The sequence below is a fragment of the Alkalihalobacillus deserti genome (assembly GCF_020734105.1).
GTDB classification, from domain to species: domain Bacteria; phylum Bacillota; class Bacilli; order Bacillales; family Bacillaceae_D; genus Halalkalibacter; species Halalkalibacter deserti.
The window spans coordinates 91,428-107,818 of sequence record NZ_JAJAFR010000013.1; the positions used below are offsets into that span (position 1 = coordinate 91,428).

At 39.1% G+C, this 16,391-nt stretch carries 16 protein-coding genes; 2 read left to right on the forward strand and 14 right to left on the reverse strand.

The window, feature by feature from the left end:
* Positions 1-49 precede the first annotated feature (49 nt).
* The 5 genes from LDX58_RS18820 to LDX58_RS18840 all read right to left on the reverse strand — a co-directional run bounded on the left by LDX58_RS18820 (position 50) and on the right by LDX58_RS18840 (position 6,461).
* A complete protein-coding gene (locus LDX58_RS18820) occupies positions 50-991 on the reverse strand; it encodes an urea transporter (RefSeq protein ID WP_227938350.1) in 942 nt (313 codons plus the stop codon).
* A gap of 183 nt (positions 992-1,174) precedes the next feature.
* Positions 1,175-2,344: a sugar ABC transporter substrate-binding protein gene (locus LDX58_RS18825; protein WP_227938351.1), complete on the reverse strand. Its 1,170-nt coding sequence runs from the start codon at positions 2,342-2,344 to the stop codon at positions 1,175-1,177.
* A gap of 53 nt (positions 2,345-2,397) precedes the next feature.
* The gene (locus tag LDX58_RS18830) at positions 2,398-3,390 is read right to left on the reverse strand and encodes an ABC transporter permease (protein WP_227938352.1); all 993 of its coding nucleotides are present in this window, start codon (positions 3,388-3,390) and stop codon (positions 2,398-2,400) included.
* A gap of 20 nt (positions 3,391-3,410) precedes the next feature.
* The gene (locus tag LDX58_RS18835; protein WP_227938353.1) at positions 3,411-4,922 is read right to left on the reverse strand and encodes a sugar ABC transporter ATP-binding protein; all 1,512 of its coding nucleotides are present in this window, start codon (positions 4,920-4,922) and stop codon (positions 3,411-3,413) included.
* Between the two features lie 117 nt (positions 4,923-5,039).
* Entirely contained in the window at positions 5,040-6,461 is a 1,422-nt protein-coding gene (locus LDX58_RS18840; protein WP_227938354.1) for an amidase family protein, read from the reverse strand.
* Between the two features lie 151 nt (positions 6,462-6,612).
* Between LDX58_RS18840 and LDX58_RS18845 the strand changes: the two genes are divergently transcribed.
* Positions 6,613-7,674, forward strand: a complete 1,062-nt coding sequence (locus LDX58_RS18845; protein WP_227938355.1) for a helix-turn-helix transcriptional regulator — start codon at positions 6,613-6,615, stop codon at positions 7,672-7,674.
* Positions 7,675-8,212: 538 nt separating this feature from the next.
* Here the strand turns inward: LDX58_RS18845 and LDX58_RS18850 are convergent.
* From LDX58_RS18850 to acsA, 5 genes are all read right to left on the reverse strand, one after another.
* Entirely contained in the window at positions 8,213-8,485 is a 273-nt protein-coding gene (locus tag LDX58_RS18850; protein ID WP_372459248.1) for an IS3 family transposase, read from the reverse strand.
* A gap of 143 nt (positions 8,486-8,628) precedes the next feature.
* The gene (locus LDX58_RS18855; RefSeq protein ID WP_227938356.1) at positions 8,629-8,916 is read right to left on the reverse strand and encodes a YrhK family protein; all 288 of its coding nucleotides are present in this window, start codon (positions 8,914-8,916) and stop codon (positions 8,629-8,631) included.
* A gap of 151 nt (positions 8,917-9,067) precedes the next feature.
* Entirely contained in the window at positions 9,068-9,580 is a 513-nt protein-coding gene (locus LDX58_RS18860; protein WP_227938358.1) for a DUF421 domain-containing protein, read from the reverse strand.
* 320 nt (positions 9,581-9,900) lie between these two features.
* The gene (locus LDX58_RS18865) at positions 9,901-11,166 is read right to left on the reverse strand and encodes an L-lactate MFS transporter (RefSeq protein WP_227938361.1); all 1,266 of its coding nucleotides are present in this window, start codon (positions 11,164-11,166) and stop codon (positions 9,901-9,903) included.
* 170 nt (positions 11,167-11,336) lie between these two features.
* Complete coding sequence (acsA, locus tag LDX58_RS18870) at positions 11,337-13,052, reverse strand: acetate--CoA ligase (RefSeq protein WP_227938363.1); 1,716 nt, start codon at positions 13,050-13,052, stop codon at positions 11,337-11,339.
* 320 nt (positions 13,053-13,372) lie between these two features.
* On the opposite strand from acsA, the gene LDX58_RS18875 reads away from it, so the two are divergent.
* Positions 13,373-14,035, forward strand: a complete 663-nt coding sequence (locus tag LDX58_RS18875) for a LytTR family DNA-binding domain-containing protein (RefSeq protein ID WP_227938365.1) — start codon at positions 13,373-13,375, stop codon at positions 14,033-14,035.
* Between the two features lie 430 nt (positions 14,036-14,465).
* Here the strand turns inward: LDX58_RS18875 and LDX58_RS26120 are convergent, their stop codons facing one another.
* The 4 genes from LDX58_RS26120 to LDX58_RS18890 all read right to left on the reverse strand — a co-directional run bounded on the left by LDX58_RS26120 (position 14,466) and on the right by LDX58_RS18890 (position 15,879).
* Entirely contained in the window at positions 14,466-14,732 is a 267-nt protein-coding gene (locus LDX58_RS26120; RefSeq protein WP_308017575.1) for a TRAP transporter large permease subunit, read from the reverse strand.
* A gap of 7 nt (positions 14,733-14,739) precedes the next feature.
* Positions 14,740-15,105 (reverse strand): TRAP transporter large permease subunit, encoded by a 366-nt coding sequence (locus LDX58_RS26125; protein ID WP_265416759.1) that lies wholly within the window; start codon positions 15,103-15,105, stop codon positions 14,740-14,742.
* Positions 15,068-15,517, reverse strand: coding sequence for a hypothetical protein (locus tag LDX58_RS18885; protein WP_227938367.1), 450 nt, complete (start codon positions 15,515-15,517; stop codon positions 15,068-15,070). Before LDX58_RS18885 ends, LDX58_RS26125 begins: the two co-directional genes overlap by 38 nt.
* A gap of 146 nt (positions 15,518-15,663) precedes the next feature.
* Positions 15,664-15,879 (reverse strand): hypothetical protein, encoded by a 216-nt coding sequence (locus tag LDX58_RS18890; RefSeq protein WP_227938369.1) that lies wholly within the window; start codon positions 15,877-15,879, stop codon positions 15,664-15,666.
* Between the last annotated feature and the right edge of the window lie 512 nt (positions 15,880-16,391).

Genomic DNA, 16,391 nt, shown 5'->3' on the forward strand with positions numbered 1-16,391 from the left:
ACCAGAAAAATATACTTATTATAATTCGGGCTTGCAGTACTTCCCCAATTCATAGATTTGGTAAAAACCTTCTCGCCGCTAAGAAAAACCATGTACAAAGAACAAAAGGCATTGTTAAAGTAGGTAGACCATATGGTAAAAGAAATATGCTAATGCTTGCTGTTATAGGTATTGTTAAACAAGCGGCGATTATACCAGAAAATAGTGCAAAACGGTTATTTTCACTATTAAAAACAGCAGATACGGCTATAATGGTTAATATCGCATTATACCCGTAAAGTCCTGCTGTAATTAAAGTGTGCTCTGCTCCTAAAACATATGCAATAATGACAGCAGATACACTTCCAATGACTGCATAAAATCCTAGTTTTCTTCCCGCTAAAAATACAGCAATAAATAATAAAATCCCAGATATTGTGTCATCTAGAAAAACTATTTGTCCAAACCCATGAATGATTGCTTCTATTAACTTGATTTCTCCTACTATATTTATTTCCCAGGTTGTTAAATCTTGAGGCATCAATTTAGAACTTATGTTAATATTTTTAAAATTGTAAGTAGAAAGCAGTATAAACCATGTCAGGATAATAAAGGGGGTAGTAAGAATCGGTACTTCTGTTTTCTTCATAAAGTGATTCATGGCTGCTGTAAAAATCGTAGCTACGGCTGATCCAACTAAAGCAACAAACCACACATACGGTCCAGTTAAGAATATTGCTAATGCTATTCCTGTCACCACGGAATTAAATCCTAATAAGCCTTGATTTATACTCTTTTCATCTGCCCCCCCAAGTTTTGCAACTAAAGTGCCAATAAATGATGATAGTAGAGCAATGATACCTAAATAAAAAGAAGTAATTGTTATTGCAATAAGAATTAGTAAACCGGTAATGACATTTTCAATCAAAAATACTTGAGAAATTCCTTTGAGGGATGCCGATACGAAAGGGAAAAACACTCCTTTATTTAATATATTGGGTTTTGTTTGCATAGTAATCCCCTTTGGATACTAAGTAGAAGTTTGAGTCTTATTTCAAAAAACACCTTCAGAGAATCACGAATATCTTCATGACATTCGCTCCACTCGTGAAGGTGTTTAAATTAATCTTTTATTTTAGATTCTGTGAAAAAGCTCACCCTACCTATGGAATGAGTACTCTTGAAGTACTAAATATTACTCCAACCCTTCTATATTATTGAATTTTTGAAGAACGCCTGTTTCAATCAGATATTGGTTCTGTTCTGGCAATTCTGGGAGCACAACTGGTTCATATCCACCATTATAATATTCTTCTACGTTTTTTTTCGTGAGCACTACCTGAGGGGAAAAAGTTACTTCAGGTGGTTCGGCACCGTTCAGTATAGCTACGCCCATCGCCATGATATACTGTCCCCAGCTACCCATAAAGAAACTTCCTTCAGCAACCCAATTCTCATTATTTCGTAATTCATCTAACCCTTGCTTGCTTCCACCCAATCCCGCTACCAACGTTTTCTCAGTACGGTTGGCATCTTCAATAGCACGCCATGCTCCTAAAGAAGAATCATCATTTATGGAATACAGAAGAATATTACGGTCTTTTGGAATCGTTTGAATCACGTTCTTCACTGCTTGATAGCTTGATTCTAATGTAGCCTCTGAATCAACTTGTATAAAGTGTTCCCCAATTTTTGTGGTCATCGGAGTGATGTCTTCAGGTTTAACTTCTTGCATCCCCGTTTCCTCCGCAACAGTAACATAGAAATAGCGGACACTGTTGTTTATTTCCCATCCACCTTTTGAACTTTGTACCAAGAGTACTGTTGTATTATCTGCTGTCCAACCTTTTTCCTTGGCGACCTCTGCAACTACCTTTCCAGTATCGATTCCAATTTCCTCATTGCTTAGATTAAACAATGGACTTCCAGGAACAGGAATGTTAACCGCAATTGTAGGTATGCCTGCTTTTTTAAACACGGCTTCAAGTGATTTACCTACTCCTTCCACACCATTATATTCGATGATTAGGTCTGGTTTATCTTGAACCATTAATTTAGAGTTTTGTAGAGCTGTAGGGCCATCAAATTTGTTATCGTATGTTTTCAATTTAATACCGGCTACTTCTGCAGCCTCTTTTACCCCTTCACCTAGCTCAACGAATAATGGACCTGACTCCGTGACGTTAGCAAAGGTAAAAAAATATTCTTCTTGTTCAGTTTGTTTTTCTGCATCGTTGTTTTCAGATTCAGGATTTTCAGAATTTTTGTCTGAGCTTGCCGGATTACTGTTTTCACCACATGCTGCAAGTAATGACATCAATACAATGAGAGTGAGGACAAATAACTTTTTACTGTAAAATTTCATCTAGTTCTCCCCTTTTCATATAAGTAATTGGGTATTTCCCCTTCAATTAGTGGTTATTCCTCCGAGTTGTCATTGCGAAGGCGACTTGAAATGACGGCAATTAATAGCACGACTCCAGTTGCAATTTGTTGGTAGAAGGATTGAACCTGGATTAACGCCATACCATTTGAAAGTGTACCGAGAATGAGAACGCCAACGAGAGTTCCAATAATTCCACCAGTTCCTCCTGCTAAAGACCCCCCCCCCAAAATAACAGCAGTAATGGATAATAAATTAGTGTCAAGTCCCATCGTCCCTGACCCAGCCATCAATTGACTCGCCACAACAATACCTGCTAACGCAGCCAAGATGCCACTAATAACGTAAACTAAAAACGTGATGAAATCCGTTGAAATTCCGGCAAGTCTGGTAGCTTCTTTATTTCCTCCTAATGCATAAAGAGTGCGGCCGAATAAAGTATAATGCAGTGTAATAAATCCCAATACACTTAGTAATATTAGCAACCATACATAATAAGAAATGCCACCTACTGAACTGCCAGCAAGAAAAGCTGCATCAGGATTGTCTAAGGCGGTTGTCAATCCACCGGTAATGACGCTCGCCAGACCGGCCGTAACCGAAAAAGTACCAAGTGTCGCAATTAATGGAGTAATCCTCAACTTACCTATCAAAAAACCATTAATCAAACCTACCATCGCCCCTATAGCGAGGACGATTATTATCGCTAAGGGCACGTTAACTCCTGCATTTATAATGGTTACATAAATGACTGCTCCTAGAGGAACTACTCCACCAACTGAAAAATCGAATCCACCTGAAATGATGGTAAATGCTTGACCAATGGCTACTATTCCAAGCACCGCTATACTATCAAGAATATTTAATGTATTGGAAAAACTAAAAAAAGAATCAGTAAAGGATGTAAAGAAAATGAGAATCATCACATAAAATAGAAACAGCAATGCGACATCGTTTAACTGCTTTCTTTTTCTTTTAATCGGAAGTGCCGATGGTAAAGTAGATTCAGAATCAGCATTTAATTTCATTTAAGTACTCCTCCATTTATCTAAGAAGTTCCTGAGGCTAACCGAAGAACTTCATCTTGTGAGATTTTTTCTCCTTTTAATTCACCAACCAATGCACCGTCTCGCATAACAAGTAATCGATCACTAATATTAACTGCTTCTTCCACATCAGAGGTTACAACAAGAATTGCGGTACCTTCAGAAGCAAATTCCCTAAGTTGTTTATGAATTTCCAATCGTGCCCCGATATCTACACCACGTGATGGTTCTTGGAGAACCATTACTTTCGGGTTCATCGCAAACCTGCCGGCCAAAAGAATTTTCTGTTGATTTCCCCCACTCAACTCTGATACTTTTTGTTCAATATTCTGACATTTTGTGTTAAAACGTGAGGTGTACTTTTCTGCAGTTTTACGCTCTTCCAAAGAGTTCATTAATCCTAAGTTTGATAATAATCTTAAGATTGGAAGCGTTGCATTTTTTCCTATCGACAAATTCAATACCAATCCTTGTTTCTTTCGGTCAGCTGGTACATATGCAATATTGGCTTTTTTAGCCTCTAAAGGGTTACGAAAAATTCTGTGCTTTTCACCTTCTAATATTATCTCTCCTTCAATCCCTTTTTGGAGCCCAACAAGTCCTTCAGCTACTATTTCCGCACCACATCCGCGTACCCCAAAGATACTAACTACTTCTTTTTCTTTCACATTAAAAGTCACATTTGATAAACTTGGTAGCCCTCGGCTAGACCAATTTAGAACTGAAAGAGTTGGATTAGCACTAGGATACTCGAACTTCTCGAGGGTAATCTGTTCTCTCTTTTTCCCAAGCATATGAGCAATTAATTTTTCATGATCACTATCTGCTGTCTGTTCAGAAGCAACAAGTCTTCCATTTCTGAAGACATCGATTCGATCACTAAAATTAAATACCTCATCCATTCGGTGGGATATATAAACGATTCCAACCTTTTCTTCTTTCGCAAGCTTACCGATAATACTAAACAACTTTTTGCTCTCATTATCAGATAATGAAGCTGTAGGCTCATCAAGTAAAATTACACTCGCTCTTCTTGATAAAGCCTTAAGGATTTCTACAATTTGTTTGTCTGCTAATTTCAATGAGGACATCTTACGCAAAGGATCAATATTTAATCCAAAACGTTCCGCCTCATGTTTTGTTCGTTTTACCATCTCTTTATAAGATATGAATCCTTTTCGATTCGGGAGCCGGCCTAGCATAACATTTTCAGCAACGGTGAGTTCCGGTACATAAGCGAGTTCTTGTGGAATAAAGGCAATACCGTTCCTTAAAGCATTCTTAGGAGGGAATAATGTCACTCTGCGGCTTTTTACATAAATTTCACCTTCATCAGGTTGGATTGAACCTGCTATAATCTTAGCGAAAGTTGATTTACCAGCCCCGTTTTGTCCAATTACTGCAACTGTTTCTCCTGGCGTTAACGTGAATGTAACATCTGAAAGAGCTTGGCTGGAACCGTAGCTTTTCGATACTGACCTTACCTCAAACAAATAATCTTGTTTAGATGACACTATCCACCCTCCCATTTTTTCAATTTGTTATACTTTTCCTTATTACCAATCTACGGATATCCACTTATCGATCAATACTTATCTCTACAAAATATATGTGTTGCTTCTACTTAACTCTTAGCAAGGATCAATTGGAGTAATAACATCTGAATGAGCCTCAATAATCTCAGCGGCTTCAAGCAAAATATCCTCACGAAACCTTCTTCCTAGAAGCTGAACTCCAACGGGCAACCCTTCTGCAATGGATGTAGGTACAGCAAGAGCTGGAAATCCTAGTAATGGTATTGACACCATTGACCACTGTGCTGCCGTAATCCGACGCATACTCTCTTCGCTAACTATATCGGCATCCTGCTCAAACGCTTGTTCAGCTGATACCGGTAGCAATAATATGGGATAATCCTGTAAAAACTGCTGTAAATTTGCTATTAGAGTACCACGACGTGCATAGCCGTCCATATAATCTTTAAGACTAGGACTCGGTCCCCACCAATCCTGCTGAACTGCATAGTAGTGTTTGGCCGCCAGTTTCATACCTTCATCTCCAACCTGTTCAACAAGAGGCATAATCTGACGGAACTCTTCCATACATAGTAAAAACCAAAGTCTGTATGCTTCAGCGAATAATGGTATCTCCACCTCTTCTACAACATAACCAGCATTCCTTAAATTCATTGCTGCTGTATCTAAGGCCTGATTAACCGCAGGGGTAGGTTTAGCTACACCAACATCCCGCAATAATCCGACACGAATTGGCTTTTGGAGAGGCTCACCAACTAATGGAACCGGCATATACAACGGGTCACGTGGATCAAAGTTACACATACCTGAAAGTGCCAATCGAAGGTCAGCCACCGTACGTGCCAAAGGCCCCTGAACTAACATGGATTGATTTGATAAAACTTGATCAACATCCACCGGCCCACTCCACTGAGGGACTCTCCCAACTGTAGGGCGTAATCCAGTTATTCCACATGCATAAGCAGGATATCTAATCGATCCACCACTGTCATTACCGTGGGCAATCGGTACCATTCCTGTCGCAACAGCTGCAGCACCACCACCAGTTGAACCACCTGGGGTTCGTGAAACATTCCATGGATTGAGCGTTCGTCCATGCAAATCATTATTTGTAAACCATCTAAAATTGAATGCTGGAGAATTGCTTCGTCCTACTAAAACTGCTCCCGATTTTCTTAAATTGGCAACTTGAGGACTGTCTGTAACAGCCATGTTGTCTTTAAAGGCAACAACACCGTTTGTGGTTGTATGATTTGCCTGGTCACTGTTTATCTTTATGGAAACAGGCACCCCATGGATTGGGCCTAATTGTTCTCCATTTGAGACAGCCTTGTCGGCTGCATCAGCCGCAGCTAACGCCTCTTCTCTGGAAACCTCCACAAGGGCATTAACTAAGGGATTCACTTCCTCAATGCGATTTAAGCAACTGATAACTGCCTCACGCGATGAAATTTGTTTGGTTCGGATTCCAAAAGCCAATTCCGTTGCAGTCAATTGCCATAATTCATCTTTGATCATTTTTTAACCCCCTCTATTATTTGACTATTTATAATATTTAAACTTAATGATATTATAAATCTAGAAAGCGCTTACGAATATGGCTATAATAAATACTTTATAGATAGAAAAGGTACTTAAATTAGTATCTAGATGAAAGGGGGACTGTCGTATGCTTTCTCAAATCAACTTGTCCAAATCAGAGTGTGAGCGCATGATGCAACTAATTTCCGCTTTATCCGTCAATTTTAAAAAAGGAACAGATGAACTCCAGCATTTGCTATCTCAATATTTCGGTTATCATTCGTCAATTTTTTGGAAAATTGACCAAAAAGGCAACTTATCCAATCCGATCAACCACAGAATTAGTGATTATTTAGTAGAAGATTATGTTAATTATTTCCATGATCATGATTATTTGCACCCCCAAAAACACTTAGATTTATACCGTGAGAACACAGCTTTACGAATGGAAGATGTAGTTTCTTTGGAAGAATACAAATCCTCAAACTATTACAGGGAATTTATGAAAAAACACGGCCAATATCACAAAATGACGATGACATTTTATTCACATAATAAGTTTGTCGGTGTTCTTGGTATGTGCAGACCCCTATCGGAAAAAGGGTTTACTGAGGTTGATTTTCAAAGGGCACGGACCCTGTCCCCAATCGTATCAAATTTATTATACTTAGAAAGAGAATATGAAGAACTGCGCCAAGAGAAAGAATTATTGGAGTCATTTGCTTCTAAAAGTGATACGGGCTTAATATTGCTCGACCAATACTATGAGATTAACTATATGAACCAGGCTGTATGGGATATTTATAGAGAAACAAATGTATATAAAAGTATGGAGGACTTTGTGGAAAAAATAGTTTCAAACCTCTCAAATCATTTTTTGAGTTCACCCGTGCTGAGGCTTCTAGGATATAAAATTAAAATCATAGGCCATCAAGAGCTATTTTTATCAAAGGAAAGCCGTTATGCTATTATCATAGAAAGAGATAAAGTAGTAACCTTACAAGAAAATGATCTATTTAATGAATTGACAATGCGAGAAAAAGAGGTTTGTTTTTATTTGAAAAAGGGTTGCACCTATAAGGAAATTTCAAAATCATTATTCATTAGTGTCCACACAGTAAATAAGCACGCTAAAAATATTTATAAAAAGTTAGGGGTCAACAGTCGATCTTCATTACAAGCCAAGCTACTTTATGAAGGAACCGAGTAGGATTTAATATAACGCCGGAAATTTATCCGGCGTTTTTTTGTCTATTTGATATTTATTTACAGAAACAAATTGGGGGACATAGGCTTCTGGTTGATTTGATTTAGAAAAAGGAAAGTTATATGTACAACAAACGCTAACATACACAAAGGAATCAGTTCACATTTTATCTCTATCTAAATAACCTTCAACAAAGTTAAGCATTGTAGACTTTCCTGATCCCCGTTTACCATTACTAAAATTGCATATGGAAATCTTGATTGCAATCTGTGCCTGTGGTCAATACCCAATTATTTGGACACTTATAATTTCGACAGATCCACCTTTAACGGCACCTAAAAAGATAGTTGACTTTTTGTGTGGATCACATATCCGTGAGCTTGACAAGGAGCCTCTGCGAGCATGATTTTCTTGCCAAGGCCCAACTTTAGTAAAAATAGATTGGCATACCGAATCAGGTTATCACTGCCCGCCTCTCCATGTAAAGCGGTGTTAATGCTTTGATCCAGGCTCTTGGACCAGTGCCTGGTCTTGCCTTTATCTATGCTAACATCACATTAAAATACTGAGCTGGAGTCATATTATTAAATCTCTTTTGATACCTTTGCGTATTAAAATACTTAATGTACTTAGACACAGACTCATAAGCTCCCTTAACTGAGTCGCAAGGATAGAGGAGAAAAGCCTCTTCCTTGGAGTGGGAAAAGAAACCTTCTATACATGCGTTATCTAGGCATGTACCCTTTCTTGACATACTTGGTGTAAGATTATATTCCTTAATTAATTCATAGTATCTATTGGAACGGTACTGCATACCTTGGTCACTGAAGTACCCTATTTAATGATTTACACAAACTTATTGACACTACCGAAAATCTATCTAGGAAAATTGCAAAAGAGGGTACATGTGTAAGATAGAAGGTAGAAACAAAATAGACGCATGTTCTTATTTTATGCTTAATTTGGAGTATAGTTATCGGAATCCTTCATCTCCTTACGAAGCGAGGCATCGTGCATAATCCTTAAACCTGGTCGACCCACTAGAAATAAACTGCCGCAAAGGTATAACACGTTGCCAAAAGTCTCTGTCGCTGAATAGAAGTTAAGACAACTTCCAGCTACAAATAGCATACCTATTAATAAATCATTTACTGTTGTAATGAGTTTATATCTTTTTTTGAAGTATAATCGGAACCGTCCTACTTTTACCTCTAATTGATCTTTCGAATCCCAAATGTCAGGCATAACTCCTCCTCTTTTTCCTCATTGTCTGAGTGATTTTTCCCCTTATAGAACTACCACTATCACATATAGAGAAATTAAACTCATAAATAACAGATTTTCTTATTTTTGAATCTGCTTTATTTTCCATACGCAGTACTCTATTTAATTTCCCTCATTCAGTATTACTCACATTTACCAAAGTGGATTGATTAACGGTATTAGACTTTTTAATTACAGATATGTTACCATCTGTCTCTAAAATAACAGCTTCAACATTTTCCATTGATCTGATATTATTCGATCGGGCCGCTTGGAGAATTTCAATTTCTAGAACTCGTTTTTCTTTCATAGCTGCGCTCAAAAATTGTCCATTATAATAGAGAAGCTCGGGATTTGACTTTATTATCTGACTAAACTTACTTGACCTGACTGACAGCCAAGCTAATATATACTGCATGCCAACTAACACTGTAAAAGCAGTTAATCCTTCTGCCAGCGCTATATTTTGGTTTAATAGAATCGTTGCTAGAGTGGAACCAAGTGCTACCGTCACAATTAAATCAAACGCATTCATTTTTGAAAGCGTACGTTTTCCTGAGACTCTTAAAATTAAAATTAATCCTATGTAGGCCAAAACCCCTACAATTATTGTTCTGCTAATTGTTTCCCAGTCATTGAAAAACATAGTACCCCCTATTCTTTTTGACCTTTTACTTCCTTATTCCCGCTTACTATTTTTACAAAACGAGTTAAAACGTAAAAAGGGGCTGCCCATAAGGTCATAAAATGACCTTATGGTGAGTGTCACCACCGTCCTCGGACCAAAGAGTGGGTAGTTACGAGGCCGCTAGAAAAAGTCTGTTTAAAGAGAAAAAGAAGCTATCCATCTACTATATGTAGATGATTAGCTTCTTTTGTTCTCTGTATGTCGATGAAATTCTTCATTATTTTCAATAAGCGTTCCTTTTTAAGTAGCCTCAAAAACACTCCTTTTGAACAGATACTTTAAGCGATTCCCTCTGTTTGATTTCGAAGTTTTTCTTTTTCGCTTTTTTGGATGTCTAATCGAAGGAAGATAGAGACAAAGAACGCGACCATAATTAATGCTGTAAAAACGTAGAACACAGGAATGTAACTTTCCGTTCGTTCTCTAATTTGTGATACTAAGAGAGGACCTAAAATCCCGCCTAATGACCAAGTCGTTAACAAAAGACCATGAATGGCACCAAGTTGTTTCGTTCCAAATAAATCACCAATAAACGCGGGTAGATTTGAGAAACCGCCACCGTAACAGCTAACAACAACTAAAATTAGTGCTTGAAACAACAAGACATTCGTTATCGCAGGAAGTAACAAGAAAGCGATGATTTGCAGAACAAAGAATAGTAAGAATACAGTAGGGCGACCGATATAGTCAGAAAGGGCAGCCCAACCAAGTCTACCACCGCCATTAAAAATTCCCATCACTCCGACCATGGTTGCTGCGGCTACGGCTGTTAAACCAACGACTTCTTGCGCCATCGGAGACGCAACAGAAATCATCATAATCCCTGCCGTTGTATTGATAAGCATCATCGTCCATAACATCCAAAAACGTCTTGTACGAACAGCTTCTTTAGCGGTTAATTGGGACAAATCTTTCTTAACTACCTTTTTTCCAGAGGCGATGTCCTTTTTCATCTCATTTGGCATCCACCCATCAGGAGGTGGGGCAATATAAGAAGCACCCAACATCATAACGACAAAATAACTACCACCTAAAATATAGAACGTTGTTGTAATTCCAATCGATGCCATCAGGCTAGCTGCAATCGGAGCCGTAATCAAAGCACCTGCACCAAATCCCATGACCGCCATCCCTGTAGCTAACCCTCTACGATCAGGGAACCATTTCACCAAAGTTGAAACGGGTGAGATGTAACCAATTCCCATTCCAAGCCCACTTGCAACCCCGTAAGTAAGAAGAAATAACAGTTGAGAGTCAATGGCAATCGCAACTCCAGAACCTGCTTGCCCTAAACCAAACAGTAGGGCTGCGAGCATTGCTGACTTCCTTGGGCCATTACGTTCAACAAATGTTCCAAAAAATGCAGCTGCGATCCCAGCAAGCGCCATCATAATCGTAAACGCTATCGTAATTTCTGTCGTTGACCAGCCCATCGTATCACGAATTGGGTTCGTATAGACGCTATATGCGTATGCGGCACCAATGGAAAGGTGGATGGCAATCGCAGATAAAGCGATGAACCACCTGTTTTTCGTTGTTTTCATTTTATTTCCTCCCTCGTTCATTTAATAGCTTTGAAATCAAGGATCCAAAGCACAGGTCGTGTAAGTATTATGCGAGCCCCTACTAACTACTTATTAATAGAAGGGAAGAACCTTCTTAATGAGCGGTCTGAGGTTTGTAAAAAGGCATACATTAATGAACTGTTGGCTATTTATTCTTCCATGGTCGATAAATCACCTGTTGGAAGGTTAAGCTCCCATGCCTTTAACACTCTTCTCATAATCTTTCCGCTTCTTGTTTTCGGTAATTTATCTTTAAATTCAATTTCTCTTGGTGCCGCATGTGCAGCGAGTCCCTTTTTGACAAAGGTACGGATGTCTTCTTGCAGTTCTGCGCTTTGTTCATAGCCGTCTCGAAGTGAAATAAAGGCTTTGATGATTTCTCCGCGAATCGGATCTGGTTTACCAATCACTCCGGCCTCTGCAACAGCGGGGTGTTCAAGTAGTTTGCTTTCTATCTCAAAAGGGCCGACCCGTTCACCAGCTGTCATAATAACGTCGTCCACCCGGCCTTGGAACCAAAAATAGCCGTCTTCGTCCATGTAAGCCGAGTCTCCTGAAACATACCAATCACCGGCAAGGAAATAAGATTCATATTTTTCTGAACGATTCCAGATTGCTCTCATCATTGAGGGCCAGCCTTTTTTGATGGCGAGATTGCCCATTCGATTTGGAGGAAGCTCGTTCCCATGGTCATCGACAATCGCCGCTTCCACCCCAGGTATCGGTTTTCCCATTGAGCCCGGTTTGATTTCCATTGAAGGATAGTTACAGATGAGTTGAGCTCCCGTTTCCGTCATCCACCACGTATCATGGATTCTTAAGTTCATCACCTGCATTCCCCACCGTATTACTTCCGGGTTTAGCGGCTCTCCTACACTTAATACATGTCGTAAGGAGGAAAGATTGTATTTTTCAATTAATTGATTGCCAGCGCCCATTAACATCCGGAAAGCAGTCGGTGCACTATACCAGACGGAAACGTTATACTGTTCGAGGGTCTGATACCAGTCATCAGTACTAAATCGCCCTCCTCGGACAACGGTTGTGGCACCGGCAAGCCATGGCGCAAAAATGCCATACGATGTTCCTGTTACCCAACCTGGGTCTGCGGTACACCAGTAAACATCATCCTCTTTTAAATCGAGGACCCATTTAGCGGTTTGGTAATGTTGGACCATCGCGTTGTGTACATGTAACACGCCTTTGGGCTTTCCTGTTGAACCGGACGTGTAATGGAGGATCATCCCGTCTTCACGATCGACCCATTCAATCTCTAATTTGTTGCTCGCTTGTTCAAACTGGGGATGAAAATCAATATACTTCCCGTCTTCTTTGACATCGTTTCCGACAATCACAATCTTCTCAAGATCAGGTAGTTCGTCAACGGGAACACGCCCAACTAATTCAGGGGTTGTGACAAGCACTTTTGCGCCACTGTCTTCAAGACGATCCCGTACTGCTCCTTCCATAAACGCTTCAAATAATGGCCCAACAATTGCACCAAGTTTAATCGTCCCTAGTAAGACGAAATACAGTTCAGGAGAACGAGGCATGAAAATGAAGACCCGATCGCCTTTTGTCACGCCAATATTTTTTAAGACATTTCCTGCTTTATTGGAGAAATCTCTCATTTCTTTAAACGTATATTCTTCTTTTCCGTTTTGATCTGAATAATAGAGAGCAACGTTATCGCCTTTTTCTGAATCAGCATGACGATCGATGGCTTCATGCCCCATGTTAACAAGACCCGTTTTATGCCAAGTGAAATCTTGTTCTACTTGTGACCATTGAAAGGAATTGTATAAGTCATCGTAATGTTTCAAGTTGTGATTTCCCTTTTTTGTAGAAAGTGTTTGTGATATCATTTTCTAGTATCCCCCTTTGGTTATTTGCGATGAGTAAACGATTTTAGTCGTTAATAGGACTTTCATTATTTTGAAGCGCTTTCATTATGTTGTATACTAAAGTTAACTAATGGCAGAATAAATTGGTTCGGATCCTGCAAATACTATATTTATACAATTACTCCTATCCAAACGATAACAATTTATCTGTTTTAATTGTATAAGAGAAGAATGATTTTGTGTCAAAAAAGTGACAAATCGTTATATTTCTAGATAGAATACAAATAGATGGTATTAACCAATCATTTCACATTACTAAATCGAAAAGGAGGAGGGAAATTTTGAAAAACGGTGATATTCGTCAATTTTCCAAATTCATTGAGGATTGGGTTCCGGCAGAGGCTTCTATCGCAATTGCAGGTGGAGATAATTATGTCACGTACATTCCTGGGAGTCATGACATTCGAATTAATCAAGGGCAACCGATTCCTTCGGGGAGTATTACAGAGCGTGTGTATTTGCAGAAGAGTCGGGTTGAATCTTTGGTTGATAAATCAGTGTTTGGTACTCCTTATTATGGGGTTGGTTACCCGCTTGAGGATGCAGAGTCAGGTTTCAGAGGTGCTTTAACCGTCATTCTACCACCAGACTATTCGTTTAAAAAAAACACATCTCTTTCTTTTATTGTTGGTAGAAGGGCGGATGTTTGGATTCCGATTTCTATTGAACAGGTGATTTATATTGAAAGTCATCAAAAGAAAACGCTTATTTATACAGAGGATGGCTGCTTTACTTCAAAATTCCCTCTTAAAACACTGGAACAACGATTACCAGACTCGTTTATTCGGATTCATCGCTCCTATATCGTGAATATTTCTTCTGTTAAACACATCTCTCGTGATCTGTCATCAAATTTAGAGGTTACGTTAAAAGGGCCAGACGGTGCAACTCTTTTGATTAGCCAGACGTATGTTCAGAGGGTGAGGAAGGTTTTGGGTTTTTGATATTCAGGTGCCTGGTCACCACCCGATGATAGAGTATGAGAATATGATAAAGGTGCAACTGACGATAGTTGGTTGTTGTTAATTTTGTTGTATTATAATGTCACATTGTTGACGTCCTTGCCTGTCCTGAGCTTGATGGATATAATGTCCCTCAACACTCTAGAAAAGGAAAAGGACGTCTTTTTGGTCGACGTAGCGGGAGATCGGTTCCATAAAAATAATTGACCTGAAGTTGCATATGCTAATTATTTAGAATAGATTCCATACCTGTGCGTTGCGATCCCAAAAGTAGACACTATAAATTTGAATTTACCCAAAGGAACTAGGGGCAAGTAGGTTTGTGTTCCTTACCTTTTCTTAGCTTGACCGAGTGTCTCAGACTACCGGACGAATTTCATATTTTCTAAACATTGAAGCAAAAAAATAACCCCTATAGGCTTGATGACAGGCTTCCTGCTGTAGACCGCAAACGGCCTAATTCACGATAGATGGCGATTCCTATAAAAATAGCGACTACTCCAGCCACAGTCCCAGCTTCTGTAGGAGTAAATACTCCGCCATAGATTCCGCCTAGGATAATAACTGGCATCAGGATTCCTGGAATAGCAGATATAATAATTTTTATGCTGTTGTTTTTCTTCTGTGGATCTAATTCCACTTTCTCTTTTAGTGCGCTGGCCAGTTCATGATTTACCATCTTCCGGCTATAGGATATTGATCGTTGAAAAGATGATGATTAGCAAAACAGCAGGTCCAACTGTTGCTAGAAAAGCACCTAACACGGAAGTACCTGTCACCCACCCATAAATAATTAAGGGAACAATTGGCGGTATGAGAACGCCTAATATCGAAGACACACTGACTAACGAAGTTGCGTAACCCCTACTGAATCCTTGCGCAATCATCTGCGGGGTCATAATTGGCCCTACTGCAGCAATACCAGTAAAAGCACTGCCGAATATGGCGCCTAATAGCCCGCATGCTAGGACAACCAGCACCCCTATTGCACCTCTTATCTTCCCTACCAAAAGGTTAATAGCAGCTAGTAAATATGTCGTTCTTTTCTTCATTGAATTGGTTTCCTTTACGGACCATATCCCAAGCTTCATCGCCACTAATGAGTTCTAGCATTTCAATTTCTAATTTGACAGCACCTTGAAAAAGGTCGTTATATGAAAGAGTTACCCGTTCTCCAATTGTCAGCGGATTGTTTCGTGTACCAACTTCATTTTCATTGCCTTCTGATGAATCGACCTCAGCTTCTTGACTTTCTTCCGCTTCATATTTGACTAACAGATCTTCTCGTGGTGTATCTGCTGATAGAAGTGTCCGCAACTCATAATAAGTATCACGCATCTCATCATCTTCAATAGTAGGGCTAAAGATCCAGCCTAGTTTGTATTCGTAAATAAAGAACAACATTTCTTCAAACTTCCATCTTGACCTTGTAATCTGGCAAAAGAATTCCTGTTTCTCCATCATCTTCATGCTCCATTGATTCAATAATTGCAAACTGATTTAAGTCAATCGTTGTGAACTCAGATTCTTCAGTAAAACCGTTCATCAGATGAAACAACGGTTGAACATCAGGGTGAATGAAATCATCAATCGCTTTTTCACGTGCTTCCTCATCGGTCGTATAAGAAATGTTGTACGAAGCTTTTAATCATCTGCTCTTCTTCTGTTAGATTGTTCTTTTCTTCTAACCAATTCTCTTCTTTCTTTGCTTCTGCACTTACTTCCGTTTCTCCATCAACCTTCTCAATCGTTGCTTCCTCGCCACAACCAGTTGCAATCATAGCTGCTGCTACAACTGACATGAATAATTTCCCTGTTTTCTTCATTTCGTTTCCCCCTATTGAATGTGATTTACATTCATAGGATAACAAAGTGAAATGACAACCTATTGTAAGCGAAAAAACGTTTTATTGATAAATTTTTAACCAGTGGCGAGCATCTGTTTCATTTTTTCTTGGTATTCAATTGGTTCAATGATCTCTGCATCCATTCCTTATTGCATGATCCATTGCAGAAATTCTCAGTCATGGTTCAATGTAACCTCAAAAAACAAGCTTCCATCTTTCTTTTCCGTGAGCTTCGGTGTCACAAAGAGCTCCTCTTCTTTTATGTACGGGCCACATTTGAGTTAAATAAAACCTTAAACGACCACCTGCTAAAGCAGGTGGATTTGGACATAAAATGTCTACGACTAAAGTCGTTTCTTAAGACTGAAGTCCTCTCCAAGTCCAAATGCTTTAAGCAAACTAAATTTTGACTAAACTCACTCTTCAATCGTGAATATGTCGTTCTTTTCTTCATTGAATTGGTTCGCAATATAATTTCTTATTGTTTCTTC

Excerpts from the sequence above, each read along its gene's own strand:
- LDX58_RS18865 (WP_227938361.1), bottom strand. The coding sequence starts at position 11,166 with ATGAAAACAACGAAAAACAGGTGGTTCATCGCTTTATCTGCGATTGCC.
- LDX58_RS18830 (WP_227938352.1), bottom strand. The coding sequence starts at position 3,390 with ATGAAATTAAATGCTGATTCTGAATCTACTTTACCATCGGCACTTCCG.
- acsA (WP_227938363.1), bottom strand. The coding sequence starts at position 13,052 with ATGATATCACAAACACTTTCTACAAAAAAGGGAAATCACAACTTGAAA.
- LDX58_RS18845 (WP_227938355.1), top strand. The coding sequence starts at position 6,613 with ATGCTTTCTCAAATCAACTTGTCCAAATCAGAGTGTGAGCGCATGATG.
- LDX58_RS18890 (WP_227938369.1), bottom strand. The coding sequence starts at position 15,879 with ATGAAGAAAACAGGGAAATTATTCATGTCAGTTGTAGCAGCAGCTATG.
- LDX58_RS18840 (WP_227938354.1), bottom strand. The coding sequence starts at position 6,461 with ATGATCAAAGATGAATTATGGCAATTGACTGCAACGGAATTGGCTTTT.
- LDX58_RS18885 (WP_227938367.1), bottom strand. The coding sequence starts at position 15,517 with ATGATGGAGAAACAGGAATTCTTTTGCCAGATTACAAGGTCAAGATGG.
- LDX58_RS18820 (WP_227938350.1), bottom strand. The coding sequence starts at position 991 with ATGCAAACAAAACCCAATATATTAAATAAAGGAGTGTTTTTCCCTTTC.
- LDX58_RS26125 (WP_265416759.1), bottom strand. The coding sequence starts at position 15,105 with ATGAAGAAAAGAACGACATATTTACTAGCTGCTATTAACCTTTTGGTA.
- LDX58_RS18850 (WP_372459248.1), bottom strand. The coding sequence starts at position 8,485 with ATGCAGTACCGTTCCAATAGATACTATGAATTAATTAAGGAATATAAT.
- LDX58_RS26120 (WP_308017575.1), bottom strand. The coding sequence starts at position 14,732 with ATGGTAAATCATGAACTGGCCAGCGCACTAAAAGAGAAAGTGGAATTA.
- LDX58_RS18855 (WP_227938356.1), bottom strand. The coding sequence starts at position 8,916 with ATGCCTGACATTTGGGATTCGAAAGATCAATTAGAGGTAAAAGTAGGA.
- LDX58_RS18860 (WP_227938358.1), bottom strand. The coding sequence starts at position 9,580 with ATGTTTTTCAATGACTGGGAAACAATTAGCAGAACAATAATTGTAGGG.
- LDX58_RS18825 (WP_227938351.1), bottom strand. The coding sequence starts at position 2,344 with ATGAAATTTTACAGTAAAAAGTTATTTGTCCTCACTCTCATTGTATTG.